This is a genomic window from Pseudomonas sp. GW821-FHT09H03, from assembly GCF_059415945.1.
In genome coordinates this window covers 51,755-75,777 of sequence record NZ_JBWKOF010000001.1, presented here as the reverse complement: position 1 = coordinate 75,777, position 24,023 = coordinate 51,755, and the positions used below count along the sequence as shown (strand labels likewise).

At 60.6% G+C, this 24,023-nt stretch carries 16 protein-coding genes; 3 read left to right on the top strand and 13 right to left on the bottom strand.

Annotated elements, in window-relative coordinates:
• Nucleotides 1-59: 59 nt before the first annotated feature.
• The 9 genes from yccS to betI all read right to left on the bottom strand — a co-directional run bounded on the left by yccS (nt 60) and on the right by betI (nt 14,026).
• The gene (yccS, locus tag AC07OG_RS00315) at nt 60-2,243 is read right to left on the bottom strand and encodes a YccS family putative transporter (protein WP_060542363.1); all 2,184 of its coding nucleotides are present in this window, start codon (nt 2,241-2,243) and stop codon (nt 60-62) included.
• Between the two features lie 250 nt (nt 2,244-2,493).
• Nucleotides 2,494-3,672 (bottom strand): BaiN/RdsA family NAD(P)/FAD-dependent oxidoreductase, encoded by a 1,179-nt coding sequence (locus AC07OG_RS00310; RefSeq protein WP_495065958.1) that lies wholly within the window; start codon nt 3,670-3,672, stop codon nt 2,494-2,496.
• Nucleotides 3,673-3,826: 154 nt separating this feature from the next.
• Nucleotides 3,827-5,164 carry an ATP-dependent RNA helicase DbpA gene (gene dbpA, locus AC07OG_RS00305; RefSeq protein ID WP_236707813.1) on the bottom strand — a complete coding sequence of 446 codons (1,338 nt, stop codon included), beginning with the start codon at nt 5,162-5,164 and terminating at the stop codon, nt 3,827-3,829.
• Between the two features lie 105 nt (nt 5,165-5,269).
• Nucleotides 5,270-6,697, bottom strand: a complete 1,428-nt coding sequence (mdtD, locus tag AC07OG_RS00300) for a multidrug transporter subunit MdtD (protein WP_495065957.1) — start codon at nt 6,695-6,697, stop codon at nt 5,270-5,272.
• Between the two features lie 169 nt (nt 6,698-6,866).
• On the bottom strand, nt 6,867-8,201 hold the full coding sequence (locus tag AC07OG_RS00295; protein WP_495066152.1) for a TldD/PmbA family protein: 1,335 nt from the start codon (nt 8,199-8,201) through the stop codon (nt 6,867-6,869).
• A gap of 14 nt (nt 8,202-8,215) precedes the next feature.
• Complete coding sequence (locus AC07OG_RS00290; protein WP_495065956.1) at nt 8,216-9,658, bottom strand: TldD/PmbA family protein; 1,443 nt, start codon at nt 9,656-9,658, stop codon at nt 8,216-8,218.
• Nucleotides 9,659-9,936: 278 nt separating this feature from the next.
• Nucleotides 9,937-11,637 carry a choline dehydrogenase gene (gene betA / locus AC07OG_RS00285; RefSeq protein ID WP_060542357.1) on the bottom strand — a complete coding sequence of 567 codons (1,701 nt, stop codon included), beginning with the start codon at nt 11,635-11,637 and terminating at the stop codon, nt 9,937-9,939.
• 216 nt (nt 11,638-11,853) lie between these two features.
• Nucleotides 11,854-13,326, bottom strand: a complete 1,473-nt coding sequence (gene betB / locus AC07OG_RS00280; protein WP_057712979.1) for a betaine-aldehyde dehydrogenase — start codon at nt 13,324-13,326, stop codon at nt 11,854-11,856.
• A 106-nt stretch (nt 13,327-13,432) separates the two neighbouring features.
• Nucleotides 13,433-14,026: a transcriptional regulator BetI gene (gene betI / locus AC07OG_RS00275; protein ID WP_060542355.1), complete on the bottom strand. Its 594-nt coding sequence runs from the start codon at nt 14,024-14,026 to the stop codon at nt 13,433-13,435.
• Nucleotides 14,027-14,405: 379 nt separating this feature from the next.
• Here betI and AC07OG_RS00270 point away from each other — a divergent pair, with 379 nt between their 5' ends.
• Nucleotides 14,406-16,346, top strand: a complete 1,941-nt coding sequence (locus tag AC07OG_RS00270; RefSeq protein ID WP_371318046.1) for a BCCT family transporter — start codon at nt 14,406-14,408, stop codon at nt 16,344-16,346.
• 599 nt (nt 16,347-16,945) lie between these two features.
• Here the strand turns inward: AC07OG_RS00270 and choV are convergent.
• The 3 genes from choV to AC07OG_RS00255 all read right to left on the bottom strand — a co-directional run bounded on the left by choV (nt 16,946) and on the right by AC07OG_RS00255 (nt 19,979).
• On the bottom strand, nt 16,946-18,124 hold the full coding sequence (gene choV / locus AC07OG_RS00265; RefSeq protein ID WP_060542353.1) for a choline ABC transporter ATP-binding protein: 1,179 nt from the start codon (nt 18,122-18,124) through the stop codon (nt 16,946-16,948).
• Entirely contained in the window at nt 18,121-18,966 is an 846-nt protein-coding gene (gene choW, locus AC07OG_RS00260) for a choline ABC transporter permease subunit (protein ID WP_495065955.1), read from the bottom strand. The genes choV and choW overlap by 4 nt, the downstream gene beginning before the upstream one ends.
• 65 nt (nt 18,967-19,031) lie before the next feature.
• Nucleotides 19,032-19,979, bottom strand: coding sequence for a choline ABC transporter substrate-binding protein (locus AC07OG_RS00255; RefSeq protein WP_495065954.1), 948 nt, complete (start codon nt 19,977-19,979; stop codon nt 19,032-19,034).
• Between the two features lie 434 nt (nt 19,980-20,413).
• Between AC07OG_RS00255 and AC07OG_RS00250 the strand changes: the two genes are divergently transcribed.
• Nucleotides 20,414-21,790 (top strand): L-serine ammonia-lyase, encoded by a 1,377-nt coding sequence (locus AC07OG_RS00250; RefSeq protein ID WP_060542351.1) that lies wholly within the window; start codon nt 20,414-20,416, stop codon nt 21,788-21,790.
• A gap of 514 nt (nt 21,791-22,304) precedes the next feature.
• On the top strand, nt 22,305-23,408 hold the full coding sequence (gbdR, locus tag AC07OG_RS00245; protein ID WP_060542350.1) for a choline metabolism transcriptional regulator GbdR: 1,104 nt from the start codon (nt 22,305-22,307) through the stop codon (nt 23,406-23,408).
• A gap of 103 nt (nt 23,409-23,511) precedes the next feature.
• On the opposite strand, the gene AC07OG_RS00240 is transcribed toward gbdR, so the two are convergent.
• Nucleotides 23,512-23,778: a hypothetical protein gene (locus AC07OG_RS00240; RefSeq protein WP_060542349.1), complete on the bottom strand. Its 267-nt coding sequence runs from the start codon at nt 23,776-23,778 to the stop codon at nt 23,512-23,514.
• Between the last annotated feature and the right edge of the window lie 245 nt (nt 23,779-24,023).

The following is a 24,023-nucleotide window of genomic DNA, read 5'->3' as shown; positions in this document are numbered from 1 at the left end:
GGTTCGGCGTTGTTTGAGCGGGCCTCATCGCGAGCAGGCCCCTCCAGGCCCCGCATGTCTCAAGCTTCGCTGGTGTCCTTGATCAGATGCGCCGCCAGCGTCCGCAACGGTCCCAATTGCCGGCAGATCAACGCCAGTTGTGTCTGCACCAACCGCTGGCCTTCATCGATTTCATCGGGCATCTGCTCAAGGGTATCGGCCAGCGCCTCTTCTTCGTCGCTCTGGATCGCAATCGAGGATTTACTGGCCAGCCCCTGGGCTATTTCGTCGATGCTGGTGGCGAGCTTCACCCCGGCGCCTTCGATCAGGTGCTCGCGAACATCGGCCGGCAACTGCGTTTCCCTGTGTGCCCCCAAGCCTGACAAATAGCTGAGCAGCGTGTGTGACAGCACCAGGAAGCGAAAGCCGACATCCGCCTCCTTACGGAAGTGCCCCGGCTCCATCAGCATGTTCGCCAAGGTGGTCGACAGCGCAGCGTCGGCGTTGTGTGCGTTGCGTCGGGCGAGGCGGTAGGCCAGGTCGTCGCTCTTGCCGGCGGCGTACTGCTGCATGATCTGGCGCAGGTAAATGCTGTTGCAGGTCAGCGTGTTGGCCAGCACCTTGTTCAGGCGACGGCCTTGCCAGTCCGGCAGGAACAGAAACACCGCCAGCCCGGCGATCAGGCTGCCGAGCAAGGTATCGAGCAGTCGTGGCAGGAACAGCCCGTAACCGTCGCCCACCTGGTTGAAGCAGAACAGCACCATCAAGGTAATTGCCGCCGTCGCCAGGGTGTAGCGGGTGGTGCGATTGATAAAGAACACCACCCCGGCGGCGATGGCGAAGCATGACTGGATCAGCGGGTTCGGGAACAGATCGAACAGCGCCCAGGCCAGCGTCAGGCCAAAGGCGGTGCCGATGATCCGCTGGCCGAGTTTGCGTCGTGTCGCGCCGTAGTTCGGTTGGCAGACAAACAGCGTGGTGAGGATGATCCAGTAGCCTTGGGAAGGGTGGATCAAATGCACCATGGCGTAGCCGATGCTCAAGGCCAGGGGCAATCGCAGGGCGTGGCGGAACAGCAGCGAGGTCGGCGTGAGTTGCGTACGCAGGCGGGTCCACACGTCCTTGAGGTTGCGTGGCGAGCGATCGAGCAGGCTACTGTCGGTGGCGTCGGCCAGGGCATCAGGGTTGCTCGCGTCGCTGAGCAGGTGGTCGAGGGTACCCAGGTTCGCCGCCAGTGCCCGCAAGGAGCGGAGCAAGCCGCGCCAGGCTGGGTTGCTCTGCACCCGCAGGTGTTCGAGGGAGGCGTCCAGGTCGCTCAGGGCTTCAGCGAAGCTGGCGTCATAGATGAATGGCTGGCGCATCTGGATCGATTCGGCCAGTGCCCTGCAGGCCTTGCCTTGCTGGCGCAGCAGGCGCTGACAGCGGAACAGCACGTCGCTGTGGAAGAATGCTTCGGCCAGGGCGTTGTAGGGGTAGTGCGATGAGCTGGCGCGCTCGTGGATATCCTGGGCGAGGAAGTACAGCTTGAGGTAGCGACTGACTTTCGATCCCGGCCGGGCGTTGCCAACCCGATGCAGGATGATTTCCTTGGCCGCATTCATCGCCGCCACCACCCGGCCGTTCTGCTGGGCCAGCTCCAGGCGTCGCGCTTCAACGTCCATTTGCCGGATCGGTTCGAATAGCGATGATTTGAGCTTCAGGTAAAACCCCAGCTCCCGGAACAGCCGCGCGAGGCTCTGCTGTACAGGCTGGTTGGAGAACAGCGCCTGCCAAAGCACTGAAAGCAGACCGTACCAGGCTGCACCGGCCACCAGCAGCACCGGTTCGTGCCAGACATCGGTGACCGCACCACCACGCTGGTCCACGCCGATCATGGTGTAGACCGACAGGATCAAGGTCGCTGAAGCAATCGCGCCATAGCGTTCGCCGAGGGCGCCGAGCATGGTCAGGCAGAAGGCGGCCAGGGCGAAGGCGACGATAAAGATTTTCGGGTAGGGGAATAGCAGTTCGACGGACAGCGAAGCGACCAGGAAACACACCAGCGTGACCGCCAGTGCATTGAGACGGCCCTGCCAACTGTCGTCGGTTTCAGCCAGGGCGCTGGCAATGATCCCCAGGAACAACGGGATCAACAGGCCCATTTCATCCTGATACCAACACAGCGCCATGGTGCCGGTCAGGGCGATGAACACCCGCACGCTGTAGCTGAATTTATCCAGCGCCCAAAGGCGACGCAGAGACTGGCTGAACGAAGTCGATGACATGAAGTGCGAAGGCCTTCCGAGGCAATGACGCTAAATTGAGCCACTAATGACGTCGACGCAATGGCGGCGATCACATCAGACAGCAAAATCTGTTCCTTCCTTGTGCGAATACACTCTGCAAATCATCACAGACCCAATGTGGGAGCGGGCTTGCTCGCGAAGGCGGTGTGTCATTCAACATCAATGTTGACTGATCCGACGCTTTCGCGAGCAAGCCCGCTCCCACCGTTGTTTTGTGTACGCCAGTTGGTCAGACGTACTGCGCGGCGGCGTAGCCGGATGCCCAGGCCCACTGGAAGTTGAAACCGCCCAGGTGCCCGGTGACATCGAGCACTTCGCCAATGAAATACAAGCCGGGGCTTTTCAACGATTCCATGGTCTTGGAAGACACCTCGTTGGTGTTGACGCCGCCCAGGGTCACTTCGGCGGTGCGATAGCCTTCGGTGCCGGCCGGGACCACTTTCCAGCTCGCCAGTTTTTCCGCGATGTCCGCCAGTTCCGCATGGGTGTACTGCTTCATCGGTTTGGAGACGAACCAGTTGTCCGCCAGCAGGTTGGCCATTTTCTTGGTGAAAATTTCTCCGAGCAGGGTTTTCAGTTCGCTGTTCGGACGTTCGGCTTGCTGCTGTTGCAGCCAGCTCGGCACGTCGTGGTCCGGCATCAGGTTGATTTCAACGGTGTCGCCGGATTCCCAGAACGAGGAAATCTGCAGGATCGCCGGGCCGCTGAGGCCGCGGTGGGTGAACAGGATGTTCTCGCGAAAGCTCTGGTCGTTGCAGCTCACCAGGCAATCCACCGACGTACCGGACAACTCGGTGCACAGGGCCTTGAGCTGATCGGTAATGGTGAACGGCACCAGGCCGGCGCGGGTCGGCAGCAGTTCGTGGCCGAATTGCCTGGCCACCTGATAGCCGAAACCGGTGGCACCCAGGGTCGGGATCGACAGGCCGCCGGTGGCGATTACCAGGGATTCGCAGGTGATCTGGTCGAGCGTGGTGTCCAGCAGGTAACCGCTTTCGAGTTTCTCGATGGTCTGGATCGAGGTGTCCAGGTGCAGGCTGACGCCGACCTGATCGCACTCGTTGAGCAGCATTTCGAGGATGTCGCTGGATTTGTTATCGCAGAACAGCTGGCCGAGTTTTTTCTCGTGGTAGGGCACGCCGTGCTTGGCCACCATGCCGATGAAGTCCCACTGGGTATAGCGGGCCAGGGCAGATTTGCAGAAATGCGCATTCTGCGAAAGGAAATTGCCCGGTTCTGTGTACATGTTGGTGAAATTGCAGCGTCCACCGCCCGACATCAGGATTTTCTTGCCAGCCTTGTTGGCGTGGTCGAGCAACAACACTTTGCGCCCACGCCCGGCGGCGGTCAGTGCACACATCAACCCTGCGGCGCCAGCGCCAATGATCACGACTTCGGTAGAGCGCAAAACGGTGTCCTCTCGATGAATCACCACAAAACAAACTGTGGGAGCGGGCTTGCTCGCGAAAGGGCCATCACATTCAACATCAATGTCGACTGATAGACCGCTTTCGCGAGCAAGCCCGCTCCCACAGGGGGATCTTCGTTGGGTTGAAGATCGCTTACAAAATACGCACGCGCAACGAGCGGCCCTTGATCTTGCCATCGTTCAAACGCTGCAAGGCCTGCTTGGCGATGCCACGTTCCACGGCCACGTAGGCCTGGAAGTCGAAGATCGCGATCTTGCCGACCTGGGCGCCGGGGATGCCGGCATCACCGGTGAGTGCGCCCAGAATGTCGCCCGGACGAACCTTGTCTTTACGGCCAGCACCGATGCACAGGGTACTCATCTGCGGCAGCAGCGGGCCACCGCCCTGATTGGTGAGGTTGTCTACCTGATCCCAGGTCAACGGCGATTTCTGCAACTGCTCGATGGCCTGCGCACGCTGGGCTTCGGACGGTGCGACCAGGCTGATCGCGAGGCCTTTCTCACCGGCACGGCCGGTACGGCCCACGCGGTGGATGTGGATTTCCGAATCACGGGCCAGCTCGACGTTGATCACCATGTCCAGGGAATCGATATCAAGGCCGCGGGCGGCAACGTCGGTGGCAACCAGTACCGAAGTACTGCGGTTGGCGAACATGGCCAGTACCTGGTCGCGGTCGCGCTGTTCCAGATCGCCGTGCAGGCCGACCGCGGAGATGCCTTTGGCGGTCAGGTGATCGACGGTTTCCTGCACCTGCTGCTTGGTGAAGCAGAATGCTACACAGGACGCCGGGCGGAAGTGGCCAAGGACCTTGGTCACGGCGCTCATGCGCTCTTCCGGGGAGATCTCGTAGAAACGTTGCTCGATCTGAGTGTCGTCGTGGAACGCCTCGGCCTTCACCTGCTGCGGGTTGCGCATGAATTTGGAGGCCAACTGCTTGATACCTACCGGGTAGGTGGCGGAGAACAGCAGGGTCTGGCGGCGCTCCGGGGCCTGCATGATGATTTCTTCGATGGAATCGTAGAAACCCATGTCGAGCATGCGGTCGGCTTCGTCGAGGATCAGGGTGTTCAGGCCGTGAAGCACCAGCGAACCTTTGCGCAGGTGCTGCTGGATGCGCCCCGGGGTGCCGACGATGATATGCGCGCCGTGCTCCAGCGAAGCGATCTGCGGGCCGAGGGACACGCCTCCGCACAGGGTCAGAACCTTGATGTTGTCTTCGGCACGGGCCAGGCGACGGATTTCCTTGGCAACCTGGTCAGCCAGCTCGCGGGTCGGGCAAAGAATCAATGCCTGGCAGCCGAAATAGCGCGGATTGATCGGGTTCAGCAGGCCGATACCGAAGGCGGCAGTCTTGCCGCTGCCGGTCTTGGCCTGGGCAATCAGGTCCATCCCCTTGAGGATCACCGGCAAGCTTTGCGCCTGGATCGGCGTCATCTGGGCATAACCGAGGGAGTCGAGGTTAGCCAGCATGGCGGCGGACAGCGGCAAAGTATTAAATTCGGTGGCGATGGTGGTCACGGGACTGGCCTGCAAAACAAAATGTCGCGCAGTGTACCAGCCCAGTGGCCATTCGCCCTAAGGTTCGATGTGCTGTTCCGGACGTTTGACGCGCCGTCCGTCTTCCTTTGAGAGCTGCGAGAAGATCGTAGCGGCCAGCATGGCCATGATTCCAACGGTTACAAACGTCAGCTGGAATGCACCCAATACGGTCTCGACGCCGTCATTTCCGATTTCCGCCGTAAACCCGCCGAGCAGCGCACCGGCACAGGCCACCCCCAGGCTCAGGGACAATTGCGCGACCACCGACAACAGGCTGTTGCCGCTGCTGGCGCTGGCGTCGTCGAGGTCAATCAGGGTCACGGTGTTCATCGCGGTGAACTGCAAGGAGTTGATCGCGCCGAGAACCGCCAGCAGGCACAACAGCAGCCAGTAAGGCGTCTGTTCGCTGACCAGGCCCATGCCCGCCAGCATGATCCCCAGGGCGAGGGTGTTGCCGGTGAGCACGATGCGATAGCCCAGACGCTCGATCAGCGGCCGCGCCACCCACTTGGCGACCATCGCCGCTGCAGCCAGCGGCAGCATGCTCATCCCGGCCTGGGACGGCGAATAGCCCAATGCGACTTGCAGCAACAACGGCACCAGAAAGGGGAGCGCGCCGCTGCCGAGGCGGGCGAACAGGTTGCCGAGGATGCCGACGGCGAAAGTCCGGGTCTTGAACAGCGACGGTGCAAACAGCGGGTTCTCGATATGTCCGGCGCGCAACCAGTAGGCCGCGAGGCACGCCATGCCGGCGAACAGCAGCAGCATCACTCGCAAGTGCGGCAGGTGCAGTTCGCCCAGGCCTTCCATGGCGACGGTGATCAGAATCATGGCCGCGCCGAACAGCACGAAGCCCAAGCTATCGAAACGGGTACGCTCGGAACCGCGCAGGTCGGGGATGAATTTCCACACGGCGTAGCAACCGACCAGCCCCACCGGCAGGTTGATCAGGAAAATCCAGTGCCAGGTCAGGTATTGCACCATCCAGCCACCCATGGTCGGGCCGATCAACGGTCCGAGCAGGCCGGGAATGGTGATGAAGCCCATGATCCGCACCAGTTCCGAGCGCGGGTAGGCACGTAGCACCACCAGCCGCCCGACCGGCAGCATCAGCGCACCGCCCAGGCCCTGAATCACCCGGGCGCCGTTCAACTGGGGCAGGCTGGTGGACAATGCGCAGAGCAGCGAGCCGAGGCTGAACAGCAGAATCGCGCTGAAGAAGATTTTCTTGGTGCCGAAGCGGTCGGCGATCCAGCCTGAGGCGGGAATCAGCAGGGCGACGGTGAGCATGTAGGCGATGATCACGCCCTGCATGCGCAGCGGGTCTTCCGCCAGGTCTGCGGCCATCGCCGGCAAGGCGGTATTGAGGATCGTCCCGTCGAGGGACTGCATGAAGAAGGCAATGGCCACGACCCACGGTATCCAGCGGGCGGTGACGGCGTCGAGAGGCGGGCGGTTGGGCATGGGACCTCTGTTGGATTGGAATGGACCATTGTGGCGAGGGGGCTGCCCCCGTTGGACTGCGAAGCAGTCCCTGCACAGCAAATGCGTTTCATCAGAAAAAACGCATCCTGGATTTACGACGGCTTCGCCGCCGAACGGGGGCAAGCCCCCTCGCCACAGGGTTTTGTGTTTACAAGGTCAGGGTCAACCGGCTGACGAGCGCCCCCGGCAACAGGGACGACGCGGTGTCCCGCTGGCTATAGGTGCTCGCCGACAACAGCATCTCGCGTTCCTGGGTCAACGCTTCCAGTTGCGAACCCAGCAGGCTGTAGGCGCTGTCATCAAACCGCATGGTGCTCACCGGCGCCTGAATCTCGCCATTCTCGACCCAGAACGTCGCAAACCGGGTCATGCCAGTCAGGCGTGCCGCCGGTTGGTCCGAGTAGTTCAGGTACCACAGGTTGCTGATGTACAAACCGGTGCCGAGTTGTTTGAGTACATCTGCCTCAGGCAAATCACCCGCCTGCAAGTTCAACGCACTCGGCGATTCACCGCCACTGGCGCCGTTCGCGGTCAGACCGTATTCGGCGGCACTGCGCGAGCCGACCATTTGCGCCCCGGCCTTGCCTTCGACAATCAAGCGCAGATCGCAGCGCGGGTAACCCTCGGCGGAAAACGCCGGGCTGAGCGAGCCGGTGACTTTTTCATCCAGCGAAACCAGTGGGCTGAACGTCTGATCTCCTGCGTAGAGCTTCTGCAATGGGCTGCTTTTGCTGGCAATCGACTGCGCGGAAAAACCGCCCCAGCACAGCATGCCCATGATCTCCTCCAGCGCGGCGGGGGCGAGGTAAGCGCGGTACTGCCCCGGCGCCAACGTGCGCAACGGCCGCCCCAGAAACTCAAGTTGCTCACGGGCCTGCTGGAAGCGCTTGGCAAAACCCTCACTGCTCCATTCGTGCCCGGCGTAGCTGGCTTTCACTGCCTGGCCGTTTTCATGGAACAGGCTGAAGTCGAAGTTGAAACTGTTGGCCTGATGCCAGCCGAACGCCCCGGCGGAGCTTGCAAAGCCACGGCTGATCGGCCCGGCGGCATAGAAGCCGACCAGATCGAGACCTTCGGCGGCCTGGGTGATTTCAGCAATCACCTGCTCGTTGTCCGGCAGTGGATGCTCCTGCACGTTCCTGCTTTGCCAACCATTGTGGTTGAGCAGCAGGTACGGATCCTTCGGCAGGAGTGGCAAGGTTTCACGCAGCTGTTGCAGACCTTCGGTCAGACGCTGAAGGTCGACTTGCGGATCGTCCGCCAGGGTGATTTGCAGGTCGGCGTGACGGCCCTCGTTGATCAGTTTCAAACCGATGCTCGCCTGCTGCACTTGCCCGGCTTGCCGGACCTTGGCGTGGTTGAAACGCACGAAGGCCGACGACTCGGCGGCGTAGCTGAGGGTGAACTGTTCCGGTTCGCGCAGAGCTGCGCGCAATCCGGCGACCAAGGCCTGGAACGATTCGGCCTGGGCTTTTGACGAGATCGTGAAAGTAGTAATCAGGCATCTCCCCCGAACACATCAACGTTGCTGAACACGCAGGCAGGTGAAGCATGGCCGACGCGGATTACCTGATTCGGCTCGCCCTTGCCGCAGTTCGGCGTCCCGAGGACCTTGAACGTGCTGGCATCGCCGACGGCGCTGAGACTTTTCCAGAACTGCGCGGAAATTGCCCGGTAGTTCGGGTTCTTCACCACACCCTTGAGTTCGCCGTTTTCGATCAACTGGCCCCATTCGCAGCCGAACTGGAATTTGTTGCGCGCATCGTCGATGGACCAGGAGCGGTTGGTACTCATCAGAATGCCGTGCTCGATGTTGCCGATCAGTTGTTCCAGCGGTTGATCGCCGGGCTCGATATTCAGGTTGGCCATGCGGTCGATTGGCGGACGGTTCCAGCCGCAGGCGCGGCTGTTGGCGACGCCATCCATGCCGGCGCGAAATTGCGACAGGGCACCGCCCAGCGGACGCAGCAACAGACCCTCGCGGATCAGGAATTGTTTGCTGGCGGGCGTACCGTCGTCGTCATGGCTGTAGCTGGCCAGTTGTTCGGGAATGTCCGGGTCGAAGGTCACATTGAGCAGTTTCGAGCCGTACTGCAGGTTGCCGAAGTCTTCGGCTTTGACGAAGCTGGTGCCAGCGTAGTTGCGTTCGTCGCCGAGGATGCGGTCCAGCTCCAGCGGGTGGCCGATGGATTCGTGGATCTGCAACATCATCTGGTCGGGCATCAGCAGCAGGTCGCGCGGACCTTGCGGCGTGTTCGGCGCCAACAGCAATTGCAGAGCCTGATCGGCAACTCGTGCGCCGGCCCCGATCAGGCCGCAACGACTGATGACATCGAAGCCACCCTGTTGGCCGAAGTTTTCCCGGCCGAGGGTACGGGTCTGACTGTCATTGCCGTCGTAGGCGGTGACATCGAGGCCGGGGTAGACGAAACGCTGGGCCTGACGCAGTTCGGCACCGGCACTGCTGAGGTATATCTGTTCGACATGAGTGATGCCGATGCTCACCTGCCAGTTCACCAGGCGCTCGTCCTTGGGGACGGCGGCGGATTCGGCACTGAGCAATGCGTAGCAGTCGCTCAGGGTCGGGAAGGGCTGATCGAGGTTCGGCGAAAAGTAGTCGGCACGGTCGCTGGAAACGGATTGCTCGCGCAGATCCAGCAGGGCGTGAGGCTTGAGCCGGCGCGCCTGGTGCTCGGCGCGTTCGAGGGCGGCTTGCAAGCCCTGTTGCGACAGGTCATTGGTGGCGGCATAGGCTTCGACGCCGTTGACCCGCACCGTCAGCATCGCCCCTTCGTCACGGCTCAGGCTTGGCGGTTCGGCGACGTTCTTGCGCACCGACAGGTACTGGCCAGACTCGCGCACATAACGCAGGGAAAAGAATTCAGCGCCCGTGCGCAAGGCAGCGAAGCGCTGCTTGAGCTGGGGGTAGAAATCGAACATTCGGAAACCTCCTTGGTGTGGAGCATCGATGTTGCGAGGGGAGGGTGAAATATTTGCGTGGCGCTAGATTAGGCCTGCGTGGTGGTGGGAGCAAGGATGGAGCGGATTGGGAAGGTTTGACTCGGGTGAGCCAGATAGAGGGGTGTCGCTTTATAAGGCCCCTTCGCGAGCAAGCCCGCTCCCACATTTACCCTCGGGTGTTCACAATATATATGTTCACCGAAGATCCAGTGTGGGAGCGGGCTTGCTCGCGAATAGCCGTGACGCGGTGCAGCGTCTTACGCAGTCTGGCCCACTTCCCGCATCGGCTTGCCCTTCACCGGCGCATCACCACACACGTAGTACGAAGCCTTGCTGCGCGGTAACGGCTGGCGGCCACGGATCTTGTCGGCGATTTTCTCGGCCATCATGATCGTCGGGGCGTTGAGGTTGCCGGTGGTGATGATCGGCATGATCGAGGCATCGACCACGCGCAGGCCTTGCATGCCATGCACGCGACCTTCGCCATCGACCACGGCCATGTCGTCGGTGCCCATCTTGCACGAGCAGGACGGGTGGAACGCGGTTTCGGCGTGTTCGCGGATGAACTTGTCCAGTTGCTCGTCGGTTTGCACTTCGATGCCCGGGCTGATCTCGCGACCGCGGAAGGCATCCAGTGCCGGCTGCTGCATGATTTCACGGGTCAGGCGGATGCCGTCGCGAAATTCCTGCCAGTCCTGTTCGGTAGCCATGTAGTTGAACAGGATGCTCGGGTGCTGGCGTGGGTCCTTGGACTTGGCCTGGATGCGACCGCGGCTTGGCGAGCGCATGGAACCCATGTGCGCCTGGAAGCCGTGCTCTTTCACACCGTTGCTGCCGTTGTAGTTAATCGCCACCGGCAGGAAGTGGTACTGGATGTTCGGCCACTCGAACTCTTCTCGGGTGCGGATGAAACCGCCGGCTTCGAACTGGTTGCTGGCGCCGATGCCGGTGCCGTTGAACAGCCATTCGGCACCAATGGCCGGTTGGTTGTACCAGAGCAGCGACGGGTACAGCGAGACCGGTTGGGTGCACGCGTATTGCAGGTACAGCTCAAGGTGATCCTGCAGGTTTTCACCGACGCCCGGCAGGTCGTGGACCACCGCAATGTCGAGCTTGTTCAGCAGTTGCGCAGGGCCGACGCCGGAGCGTTGCAGGATCTGCGGCGAAGCGATGGCGCCAGAGCACAGCAGCACTTCCTTGCGCGCCTTGGCTTCAACACGCTCTTCAGCATCGCCGACCAGGTAACGAACGCCGACCGCACGCTTGCCTTCGAACAGGATCTTGTCGGTCAGGGCGTGGGTGACGATGGTCAGGGTCGAACGCTTCTTGGCCACGTCCAGGTAGCCACGGGCAGTGGAGGCGCGACGACCTTTCGGGGTCACGGTGCGGTCCATCGGGCCGAAGCCTTCCTGTTGGTAGCCGTTCAAGTCTTCGGTACGCGGGTAACCGGCCTGCACGCCGGCTTCGACCATGGCGTGGAACAGCGGGTTATTGCCGGCTTTTGGCGTGGTCACGCTGACCGGACCGTCGCCACCGTGGTAGTCGTTCGGGCCGATGTCGCGGGTTTCCGCTTTACGGAAATACGGCAGGCAGTCCAGGTACGACCAGTCTTCCAGGCCTGGCAGTTTCGCCCAGCCGTCGTAGTCCATGGCGTTGCCGCGGATGTAGCACATGCCGTTGATCAGCGAGGAACCGCCCAGGCCCTTGCCGCGGCCGCATTCCATGCGACGGCCGTCCATGTGTGGCTCCGGATCGGTTTCGTAGGCCCAGTTGTAGCGACGGCCTTGCAGCGGGAACGCCAGCGCAGCCGGCATTTGCGTACGGAAGTCAAAACGGTAGTCCGGGCCGCCGGCTTCGAGCAGCAGGACGGTGACGCCTTCGTCTTCAGTCAGACGGGTCGCCAGGGTGTTACCGGCCGAGCCGGCACCGATGATGATGTAATCGAATTCTTGGGACATTGAATGCACCCTCTTTGATGTTGGTTCCGATCTCGGTCGCTGGGACACTGCACAACCTGTGGCGAGGGGGCTTGCCCCCGTTCGGCTGCGCAGCAGTCGCAAATTCAGCGACCTCGTTCTATCTGAAAGCATGCGGCGTCTGGATGGGGCTGCTTCGCAGCCCAATGGGGGCAAGCCCCCTCGCCACAATGGCGTTCACTCCAGAGCGCGTGCGAATCAGAACACCGAGACGTAATCGCCCAGCTCGACCTGTACCGATTTGATGCGGGTAAAGTTGTTCAGCGAGCTGATGCCGTTTTCACGACCAACACCCGACTGCTTGTAGCCACCGACCGGCATCTTCGCGTCGGATTCGCCCCAGGCGTTGATCCAGCAGATACCGGCTTCCAGTTGATGAATCACGCGGTGAGCGCGGTTCAGGTCCTTGGTGACGATGCCGGCGGCCAGGCCGAAGTCGGTATCGTTGGCACGGCGGATCACTTCTTCTTCGGTTTCATAAGACAGGATCGCCATGACCGGGCCGAAGATCTCTTCACGAACGATGGTCATGTCGTCGGTGCAGTCGGTGAACACGGTGGGTGCCACGAACGCACCTTTGGCGAATTCACCGTCAGTCAGGCGCTCGCCGCCGCACAGCAGGCGTGCACCTTCTTCCTTGCCCTTGGCGATGTAGCCCAGCACGCTTTCCATGTGGGCGAAGCTGACCAGCGGGCCGAAGTTGGTGTTTTCGTCTTCCGGGTTGCCGATGCGGATGCGTGCAACGCGCTCAGCAATCTTGGCTTCGAAAGCGGCTTTCAGGTGCGCCGGTACGAACACGCGAGTGCCGTTGGTGCAGACCTGACCGGAGCTGTAGAAGTTGGCCATCATCGCGGTGTCGGCGGCGCGATCGAGGTCGGCGTCGTCGCAGATGATCAGCGGCGATTTGCCGCCCAGTTCCATGGTCACGTCCTTGAGCGAGGAGCTCGAAGCGCTGGCCATGACTTTCTTGCCGGTGTCGGTGCCGCCGGTGAACGAGACTTTCTCGATGCGCGGGTGCTCGGTCAGCCAGGTGCCGACTTCGCGGCCGCTGCCGGTCAGAACGTTGAACACGCCATTCGGCACGCCGGCTTCGGTGTAGATCTCGGCCAGCTTCAGGGTGGTCAGGGAAGTGACTTCGCTTGGTTTGAAGATCATTGCGTTACCGGCCGCCAGGGCCGGTGCGGATTTCCACAGCGCGATCTGGATCGGGTAGTTCCACGCGCCGATACCGGCGACAACGCCCAGTGGCTCGCGACGGGTGTAGACGAACGAAGTGGTGCGCAGTGGGATCTGCTCGCCTTCGATGGCCGGCACCAGGCCTGCGTAGTACTCCAGCACGTCTGCACCGGTGACGATGTCGACGTAACGGGTTTCGGAGTAAGCCTTGCCGGTGTCCAGGGTTTCCAGGGCAGCCAGTTCGTCGTTGCGCTCGCGCAGGATTTCCACGGCGCGACGCAGGATGCGCGAACGCTCCATGGCGGTCATGGCGGCCCAGATTTTCTGGCCCTTTTCGGCGCTGACTACGGCGCGCTCGACGTCTTCCTTGGTCGCACGTTGTACTTTTGCGAGGACTTCTCCGTTAGCCGGGTTGATGGCTTCGAAAGTGGCGTCGCTGCTGGCGTCGCTGTACGCGCCGTCGATGTAGAGTTTTTGCAGTTCGAAACGGGCCATATAGTCCTCGCAAGTGCATAAGTGGTTGGCGTTGACCACCGGGCGCGCCATGCAACCGGGCGACGCTGATCAGTGGCGGTTCAGGGGTTGAGCGTTTATGTGTGCTCTAACTCACCCGCTTGGCCAATTGGATATCCATGTATTCGTAAGCAATCTTTTGCGCCTGCCCGGTGTCGAAAGCATCTCCCGACAGCGCGCCGCGCAACCACAATCCGTCGATCAACGCTGCCAGGCCACGGGCCGCGCTGCGCGCATCATCGAGCGCCATCACACGGCGGAACTGGCAGCACAGGTTGGAATACAGGCGGTGATCGTTGATCCGCTGCAACCTGTGCAAAGACGGCTGGTGCATGCTGGTGGCCCAGAAGGCCAGCCAGGTTTTCATTGCCGGGCCATTGACCTGGCTGGCGTCGAAGTTGCCTTCGATAATCACCTGCAGATGCGCCCGCGGGCTGTCATCTGTCAGCGCCTGTCGACGTGCGGTGACGTTCTCGCTCAGGACAGTCATCAGGTACCCCATGGTGGCGGCGATCAGGCCATTCTTGTCCTGAAAGTAGTGACTGATGATGCCATTCGAGACACCGGCCAAACGGGCGATCAGCGCAATGCTGGCGTCCCCCATTCCGACCTGGTCGACCGCCTGCAAAGTAGCTTCGATCAACTGTTGGCGACGGATGGGTTGCATACCGACCTTGGGCATCTTGCACATCTCCTTAGGCCTTCCGGCAGACGCCAAACGTCTATCGGATCGAGGGCCAGTCTATTTTGTTTTGATTGAACGTTCAATCAACAAAGAATAAGATCTGCGACAAATCGTCGCTGCCTACAGATTTTTCCTACGCATCGCGGCGAAAAAAACGACTTCCGAAAATGCTCGAAACCTACGCGCCACGGCGCTCAAGAGGGTTCGAGCTTTTTATGGCTGTCTTTATATCACCCGCTGGTCGGCTGCTCACAAAGCGATTGGTCGGGTAATTCGTTTGTCTTGCGTCTTCTCTCGCACTGCCCGGAGCATCTGTGCCATGAGTTCTGCCTCGCTAATAAAGACCCCACCCGAGAAGGTGACGGTCAACGGTTGGGTGTTCTACACCTCTACCGCGCTGATTCTGTTGTTGACCGCCATTCTGATCATCGCCCCGCAGGAGGCCGGCAAAATGCTCGGCACGGCGCAGGCCTGGTTGTCTCGCAGCTTCGGCTGGTACTACATGGTGGTGATTGCCGCCTACCTGATTTTCGTGGTCGGCCTGGCGTTCTCGTCCTACGGCAAGCTCAAGCTGGGCAGCAAGGACGACACCCCGGACTTCAGCTACGGCGCCTGGGCGGGGATGCTGTTCTCGTCGGGCATCGGCATTTCGTTGCTGTACTTCGGTGCTTCCGAGCCGCTGGACCACTACTTCAACCCGCCGGAAGGCGTGGCCGCCAGCAACCTTGCCGCCCGTCAGGCTGTGCAGTTGACGTTCCTGCACTGGGGCCTGCATGGCTGGGCAATTTATGCCTTGGTCGGCCTGGCGGTGGCGTACTTTGCTTATCGGCATAACCAGCCGCTGGCATTGCGTTCGGCGCTGTATCCGCTGGTGGGCGAGCGTTGGGTCAAAGGCGCGGCCGGTCATGCGGTGGACGGCTTCGGCATGTTCGTGACCCTGTTGGGGCTGGTGACCAACCTGGGGATTGGTTCGCTGCAGGTGTCGTCGGGCCTTGAAAACCTGTTCGGCATGGAACACAGCAACACCAACCTGCTGATCGTGATCATCGTGATGAGCACCGTGGCGACCATCGCTGCCGTGTCCGGGGTGGAAAACGGCATTCGTCGTCTGTCCAACCTCAACATCATCCTGTTTAGTGGCCTGCTGATTTTCGTCCTGCTGTTCGGTCCGACCCTGCACCTGCTCAATGGCTTCGTGCAAAACGTCGGTGACTATCTGAACGGCGTGGTGCTGAAGACTTTCGACCTTTACGTGTATGAAGGCGACAGCGAGAAGTCCGACCGCTGGTTGGGCCTGTGGACCCTGTTCTACTGGGCCTGGTGGATTTCCTGGGCGCCATTCGTAGGCATGTTTATCGCGCGTATTTCCCGTGGTCGTACGGTGCGTGAGCTGGTGGCTGGCGTGTTGCTGATTCCTCTGGGCTTCACCCTGGCATGGCTGTCGATCTTCGGTAACTCGGCCTTGGACCTGGTGATGAACCACGGGGCGGTGGAGCTCGGGAAGACGGCTCTGGAACAGCCGTCCATGGCGATCTACCAGTTGCTTGAGCATTACCCGGCGTCGAAGGTTGTGATCGGCGTGTCGATTTTTGTTGGTTTCGTGTTGTTCCTGACGCCTGCGGATTCCGGCGCGGTGATGATGGCCAACCTGTCCTGCAAGGGCGGCACCGTCGACGAAGACGCCCCACACTGGCTGCGGATCTTCTGGTCGGCGGTGATCACCCTGGTGACTATCGGTCTGTTGTTCGCCGGTAACTTCGAAGCCATGCAGACCATGGTGGTGCTGGCCGGCCTGCCGTTCTCGGTGGTGCTTGTCTGCTTCATGTTTGGCCTGCACAAGGCCATGCGCCAGGACGTACAGATCGAACAGGAGCAAGCGGAACTGGCTGCGCGCGGTCGCCGTGGCTTCAGCGAGCGTCTGACACAGTTGGACCTGCAACCGAGCCAGTCGGTGGTACAGCGTTTCATGGACAAGCAGGTGAGCCCGGCATTGGCCGATGCGACGGCGCAGATGCGTGCTCAAGGGCTGCAAGTGCAGACGTTATTGGGTAAATCCAAGCGCTGCATGGGCGTGCGGGTCGAGATGGAAGAGGGCAACCCTTTTGTCTACGAAGTGAGCCTGGATGGCTATCTGGCGACGCCGACCGAGTCGGCCCAGTCCGATGAGACTCGTCAGCGTTACTACCGCGCCGAGGTGTACCTGCACAACGGTAGCCAGGACTACGACTTGATGGGCTTCACCCAGGATCAGATCACCCGTGACGTGCTCGATCACTTTGAAAGCCATCGGCAGCTCCTTGGCCGGGTTTATAGCTGAAGTTGCAGTGACGCGGCCCGGGGTTAGGGCCGCGTTGTTCCTGCGGCCATCGATTGATCCGCAATCCAGCCCTCACCCCAGCCCTCTCCCAGAGGGAGAGGGAGCCGACCGAGTTGTCATGCGCAATGCGTCGACCTGAAAAATCGAGTCGATTATGGATCCGATGGAGCAAGAGCAGGCGGGTGTAACGCTGAAGAGGGAGCCGACCGCGTTGTCTTGCGCAATGCGTCGACCTGAAAAATCGAGTCGATTATGAATCCGATGGAGGAGGAGCAGGCGGGTGTAACGCTGAAGAGGGAGCCGACCGAGTTGTCTTGCGCAATGCGTCGACCTGAAAAATCGAGTCGATTATGGATCCGATGGAGCAAGAGCGGGCGGGTGTAACGCTGAAGAGGGAGCCGACCGAGTTGTCTTGCGCAATGCGTCGACCTGAAAAATCGAGTCGATTATGGATTCGATGAAGCAGGATCAGGTCGGTGTAGCTCTGAAGCATCCCCCAATCAGTCCCCTCTCCCTCTGGGAGAGGGTTAGGGTGAGGGGCTCTTTCCCTGACCCAATAAAAAAGGATCGCTCATCGCGATCCCTTTTTTCATCCCGCCTTACCCCAGGTTCTTCCCAAGCAAAGCGTGATACAGCTCGCTGTCCCCCAGAATCCCGACCACATGGTTGTTATCGTGCAGCACCAGCTTGTTACCTGTCTGGTAACGAATCTGCAGCGCGTCACGCATGCCGATGTTCGAGTCCACCAAGGTTGGTCGACGACCCAGACCTTCAACCGCCTGACCCGGTATCCAGTTCTGCAAATCCAGCGCAGAACCGTTCTGGCGCGCGCCCTTGATGGTGTTGCCTTCGGCCAGGTCCAGCCACGAATCGCCACCCGGGTCGAGGCACACCGAACCGTTGATGCGTTTGCATTTGTCCAGGGTGCGCATCAGGCTGCGACCGCAAAGCACGTTCAGCGGGTTAGTGTGGGCGACGAAGGTCCGCACGTAGTCGTCCGCAGGGTTGAGGACGATTTCCTCCGGCTTGCTGTACTGGATGATCCGCCCGTCTTTCATGATCGCGATGCGGCTGCCCAGTTTCAGGGCTTCATCGAGGTCGTGACTGACGAACACGATGGTCTTGCTCAGCTTGCGTTGCAGTTCCAGCAGTTCGTCTTGCAGACCCTGGCGGATCAGCGGGTCGAGTGCGGAGAACGGTTCGTCCATCAGCAGGATGTCGGCGTCCATCGCCAGGGCGCGGGCCAGGCCCACCCGTTGCTGCATCCCGCCGGAAAGCTCGTCGGGTTTCTTGTTGCGCCATTGGGTCAGGCCTACCAGCTCAAGCTTGTCGTCCACCAGCTTGCGTCGTTCCTTCTCCGGTCGGCCCTGCATTTCCAGGCCGAAGCTGATGTTTTCGCGCACCGTCAGCCAGGGCATCAGGGCGAACTTCTGGAATACCATCGCAATGCGCTTGGTGCGCATCATTTTCAGTTCAGCGGCGGTGCAGGACGCAATGTTGATCTGCTTGCCTTCGTGCTCGACGAACAGCTTGCCACGGCTGACGGTGTTGAGGCCGTTGATGCAACGCAGCAGGCTGGACTTGCCGGAGCCGGACAGGCCCATCAGCACGCAGATTTCCCCTTTTTCGATATCCAGGCTGGCCTTTTCGACGCCAACGATCTGCCCGGTCTTTTTCAGGATCTCGCCACGGGTCAAACCTTGATCGAGAAGTTTCAGTGCTTCGCGCGGATCTTTGGTGAAGATCACGTCTACGTCTTCAAAGCGAATTATGCTCATGCGTCACCCCCTACTTTGGCGTCGGGTTGTTTGCAGATACGGTCGAGCATGATCGCCAGCAGTACGATCGCCAGGCCCGCTTCGAAGCCCAGGGCGATATCAGCAGTGTTCAGTGCGTTGACCACCGGTTTGCCCAGGCCATCGGCGCCTACCAGTGCCGCGATCACCACCATCGACAGCGACAGCATGATGCACTGGGTGATGCCGGCCGCGATGCTCGGCATGGCGTGGGGCAGTTCAATCCGTGTGAGCAGTTGGCGACGCGAGCAGCCGAAGGCTTTGCCGGCGTCCATCAATTCTTGCGGGACATCGCGGATACCCAGGTAGGTCAGGCGGATGGGCGCGGCAATCGCAAACACCACCGTGGAGATCAGGCCCGGGACCACGCCCAGCCCGAAGAGGGTCAGGGTAGGAATGAGATAAACGAAGGTCGGTACGGTCTGCATCAGATCGAGTACCGGACGCATTATCGTGTAGAACATCGGCTTGTGCGCAGCGACGATGCCCAGTGGCACACCGATCAGCACGCACACCAGGGTGGCGAACAGCACCTGGGCGAGGGTTTCCATGGTTTCCTGCCAGTACCCCAGGTTGAGGATCAGCAGAAAGGAAGCGACGACGAACGCGGTCAGGCCCCATTTGCGTTGGATGAAGTGTGCCAGCAGTGCAATCAGGCCGATCAACGCCAGCGGGTTGAACCAGGTCAGCGCAAACGTCACGCCGTGGATCATCGTTTCCAGGGTCACGGCGATTGCGTCAAAGGTGTTGGCGCCGTGTTGCGTCAACCATTCAACGAAGCCCGCGATGTACTGGCCTAAAGGGATTTTCTGATCAATCAGCATGGTATTGAACGTCCGCATGCAAGGAAATAACAGCCCGGACGGCCGGAGCCGTCCGGCATAAACAATTACTGCGCAAGCTTGGCTTTCACGGCCTCCAGGCCAGGTTTACCGTCAATGGTGGTCACGCCAGCGAGCCAGGTATCGAGCACCTGTGGATTGTTTTTCAGCCAGGCCTTGGCGGCCTTCTCAGGCTTCATCTTGTCGTCCAGGATGTTGCCCATCAGTTCACTTTCCATGTCGACGGTGAACTCCAGGTTCTTGAGCAACTGACCGACGTTGCTGCACTCCTGCGCATAGCCCTTGCGGGTGTTGGTCGCCACGGTGGCGGCACCGAAGTCCGGGCCGAAGAAGTCATCACCACCGGTCAGGTATTGAATCTTGAAACGCTTGTTCATCGGATGCGGCGCCCAGCCGAGGAACACCACGGAGGTGTCGCGTTTCTGTGCGCGTTCGACCTGCGACAGCATGCCAGCCTCGCTGGACTCGACCATTTTGAAACCGGCGTCCTTGAGGCCAAAGGCGTTCTTGTCGATCATGGTCTGGATCAGACGGTTACCGTCGTTGCCGGGCTCGATGCCATAGATCTTGCCGTCGAGTTCTTTCTTGAATTTGGCGATGTCGGCGAAATCGTGCAGCCCCTTGTCGTACAAGGCTTGAGGAACGGCGAGGGTGTACTTGGCGCCCTTGAGGTTGGTGCGCACGGTTTCCACGGTGCCGGCCTCGCGATAAGCCTTGATGTCGTTTTCCATGGTCGGCATCCAGTTACCGAGGAACACGTCCATGTTCTTGCCATCGGCCAGGGACTTATAGGTCACGGGCACGGAAATCATGGTGGTCTTGGTCTTGTAGCCCAAGGCGTTGAGCACGACGCTGGTGGTCGCGGTTGTTGCGGTGATATCGGTCCAGCCGACATCGGAGAAGTTTACGGTGCTGCATTGCGCCGGTTCTGCGGCATGCGCCAGAACCGGCAGACTTAGCATGGCGGCCAACAACAACGACGGGGAACCTTTCATGGATGGACTCCTTGGTGTTTTTTTTGGCAGTGTTCCGACTGGACCACCGCACTTATAGGTTGCGGTTGGGTGGCGTTTGGAGACAGCTCTACTACGGCGCCGTGCAATCGAGTCGATATGATCATGTACCAGTGAAAATCTGACGCCTACAGGGTGCGTCGTATCCAGTACAGGGAGGGTCGCATCCAGTGTCGGTGACGTCGTTTACAGATTTTTTCAGCCCTCTTTGTCCCTCTGATCCGCAAAAAAACGGCGAAAACGCTGCGTAAAAGACACGCGGCGTTAGTGGGCATGAGTGCGTCGGTGTGAGACGTCGAAAGACACGGTAAAAGCCCGATCATGCGGCCATCTCGGCGGATTGCAGCTTGAGCGTAGCAGCTCCGCCACCGGGCGCTTTTGCGTGCGGCGCAGGTACACCCAGGAGTTCGGCAGTCATGGCTATCAGTGTTTTCGATCTGTTCAAAATCGGTATCGGCCCTTCCAGTTCCCACACCGTGGGGCCGATGCGGGCTGCGGCTTTGTTCGTGCAAGGCTTGCGTGAGCGTGGGTTGCTGGAACAGGTACGGCGTGTCGAGGTCCAGCTGTTCGGTTCGTTGTCGGCCACCGGTATCGGTCACGGCAGCGACAACGCGGTGATCATGGGCCTGATGGGGGAGTGGCCGGATGCGATCGATCCGTCGCAAATCGGCCTGCGCATCGACATCCTGCGCGAAACGGATACGTTGTTGCTCGACGGACGTTTGCCGGTCCCGTTCATCTGGTCCAGGGACATGCGCCTGATCGATGAAAACCTGCCGTTTCACCCCAACGCCATGACCCTGATTGTCGAAGGCGATGACGGCGAGTTGCATCGCGACACCTACTATTCGGTCGGCGGCGGTTTTGTCGTCGATGAGGCGCAAGCCAGCAGCGGGGTGGTCGACATGGATCGCACCGAGCTGCCATACGATTTTTCCAGCGCGGCCGAGTTGCTGGAACTGTGTAAAACGCACAACCTGCGGGTGGCCGAACTGATGATGGCCAACGAGAAGGTCTGGCGCAGCGAAGAGGAAATCCGCAGTGGCCTGATGCACCTGTGGCGCGCCATGCAGGATTGCGTCGAGCACGGCCTCAAGCACGAGGGCATCCTGCCCGGTGGCCTGAATGTGCGCCGTCGCGCGGCCAAATTGCATCGCAGCCTGCAGGAGCTGAACAAACCCAACGTGATCGGCTCGACGCTGAGCGCCATGGAGTGGGTCAACCTGTTTGCCCTCGCGGTCAACGAAGAGAACGCCGCCGGCGGGCGCATGGTCACGGCACCGACCAATGGCGCGGCGGGGATCATTCCAGCGGTGTTGCACTACTTCATGAAGTTCAGCGAGGACGTGACCGACGCCAATGTCGTCGACTACCTGCTCGGCGCGGCTTCGGTGGGGATCCTGTGCAAGAAGAACGCCTCGATCTCCGGTGCCGAAGTCGGTTGCCAGGGCGAAGTCGGTTCGGCCTGCGCCATGGCGGCAGCGGGTTTGGCGGAAATCCTCGGGGCCACACCGGAACAACTGTGTAACGCGGCGGAAATTGGCCTGGAGCACAACCTGGGACTCACGTGCGATCCGGTGGGCGGCCTGGTGCAGGTGCCGTGTATCGAGCGCAACGCGATTGCTGCGGTGAAAGCGATCAACGCGGCGCAAATGGCTTTGCGCGGCGATGGTCAGCACTTTATCTCGCTGGATCGGGTGATTCGCACAATGCGCGATACCGGTGCCGATATGCATGACAAATATAAGGAGACGTCGCGGGGTGGGTTGGCGGTCAGTGCGGTGGAGTGCTGAGACCGAGTCGCCTCCATTCGCGAGCAAGCCCGCTCCCACATTGAAATGCGTTCCCCTGTGGGAGCGGGCTTGCTCGCGAAGGCGCCAGACCAGTCAAAACTGCGCGCTAAGTGAACACGTATTCCCAAGCGCGCCACCTTTTGGCGCGTCGCTTACAGATAAGTACCTGACTTCAAAATCAGGACCACTCCTGTCCCTGACCACCCGCCACCCGTGCCTGCGGTGACACTCTTACCGGGCGGCCCGCAGCCCTGTTCCCACAAGTGCTACCGATTTGCTCACAGGCAACGGAGCAGGGCACTCGCCGCCGCTGATGGCACTTATAACCCCTACTCCCTGCGCGTCATATATAGACACATTCCGACGTCGTTTTCAGGAGTTATTGAACGCGCATTCAAATTTAGGCATGGCAATTGCTCTGTCATTACAAAGCCCGTCTCCCACGCGAGAACGATGGCCATAACAAGAGCCTCCGCCTGAGGCCATCACCCGCTTTGTGTGAGGAGATACCGCGATGACGTCGTCCAACTCTGGGGCCCAACCCCAGAACCGTGCGCCTCAATCCATCGGCTTTTTGCTGCTGGACAATTTCACGCTGATTTCCCTGGCCTCGGCAGTGGAGCCCCTGCGCATGGCCAACCAATTGTCCGGTCGTGAGCTGTATCGCTGGACGACCCTCACCGTCGACGGCGGTCAGGTATGGGCCAGTGACGGTCTGCAGATCACTCCAGATGCTTCCATGCACAAAGCTCCGCCGATGGACACCATCATTGTTTGCGGTGGCATTGGTATTCAACGCACTGTTACCCGCGAACACGTGTCATGGCTGCAGAGCCAGGCCCGTCAGTCCCGCCGCCTCGGAGCCGTGTGCACCGGCAGCTGGGCGCTGGCCTGTGCGGGTCTGCTCGATGGTTTCGATTGCAGTGTGCACTGGGAATGCCTGGCAGCAATGCAGGAAGCGTTTCCGCGGGTGGCCATGAGTACCCGTCTGTTCACCCTCGACCGTAACCGCTTCACCAGCTCCGGTGGCACCGCGCCGCTGGACATGATGCTGCACCTGATCAGCCGCGATCACGGCCGTGAGCTGTCGGCCGCGATCTCGGAGATGTTCGTTTACGAACGCATCCGCAACGAACAGGATCACCAGCGCGTCCCGCTCAAGCACATGCTCGGCACCAATCAGCCGAAGTTGCAGGAAATCGTCGCACTGATGGAGGCCAACCTCGAAGAGCCGATCGACCTCGACGAACTGGCGGTGTACGTCGCCGTGTCCCGTCGTCAGCTTGAGCGGTTGTTCCAGAAATACCTGCATTGCTCGCCGTCGCGTTACTACCTGAAGCTGCGCCTGATCCGCGCGCGTCAGTTGCTCAAGCAAACGCCGATGTCGATCATCGAAGTGGCGTCGGTCTGTGGCTTCGTGTCCACGCCGCACTTCTCCAAGTGCTACCGCGAATACTTCGGCATTCCGCCGCGTGACGAGCGCGTAGGGTCCAATACCACGCAGCAGGTGGCGATGATGCCGCTGCCACAGGCCTTGGTACTGTCGCCGTTGTCGGGGCCGTTGTCGGCGCTGAGTCAGGCGCGTAATGAGTCGACTTTTGCCAGTGTAAGGCTCTAGACCGAGGCGCCTTCATTCGCGAGCAAGCCCGCTCCCACATTCAACCGCATTCCCATGATGGAACTCGGTTGAATGTGGGAGCGGGCTTGCTCGCGAAGGCGTCTTAACGGGCAGTCTGGCTCTGCTGGTACTCCGCCAATGCCGGCAGCAATTGCCTGTCAATGGCCTGGCGCACCGCCGGCAGGATCGTCGCGCTGCTGGTGTACATCTGCTTGACCATGGTGCGCAGCACGATGGCCCGCTCGTTGTTCAAACCTCGCACCGCAAACTCGCAAGCCTGCTCAGCCGTGGCGCCGGTCGGCACTTGAAAGCCCAATGACTTGAGCTGACCCAACAGGTCTTCCTGGTCTATCAAATCGGCGTGCATCATGACGCTAATCCTTCTTCTGGGAATGATGTCGTGGCTCGATTCTGGTAGGGGCACGCAGTGGCGGCAAGGGCGATTTGTCGTAATGGCAGCATTGACTATGAACAGGTCGTTTTCGGGCTATTTCCCTGCGCTGAGAGTCGGCACACTGGACCCAGCTTGCTTCACGAGGGTTTGGTCACCTTTCCACGGCAGCTCCTCAACAGTACCTTCTGCCTCGATCCTGTCACGGCTTGATCGGGGCTTTT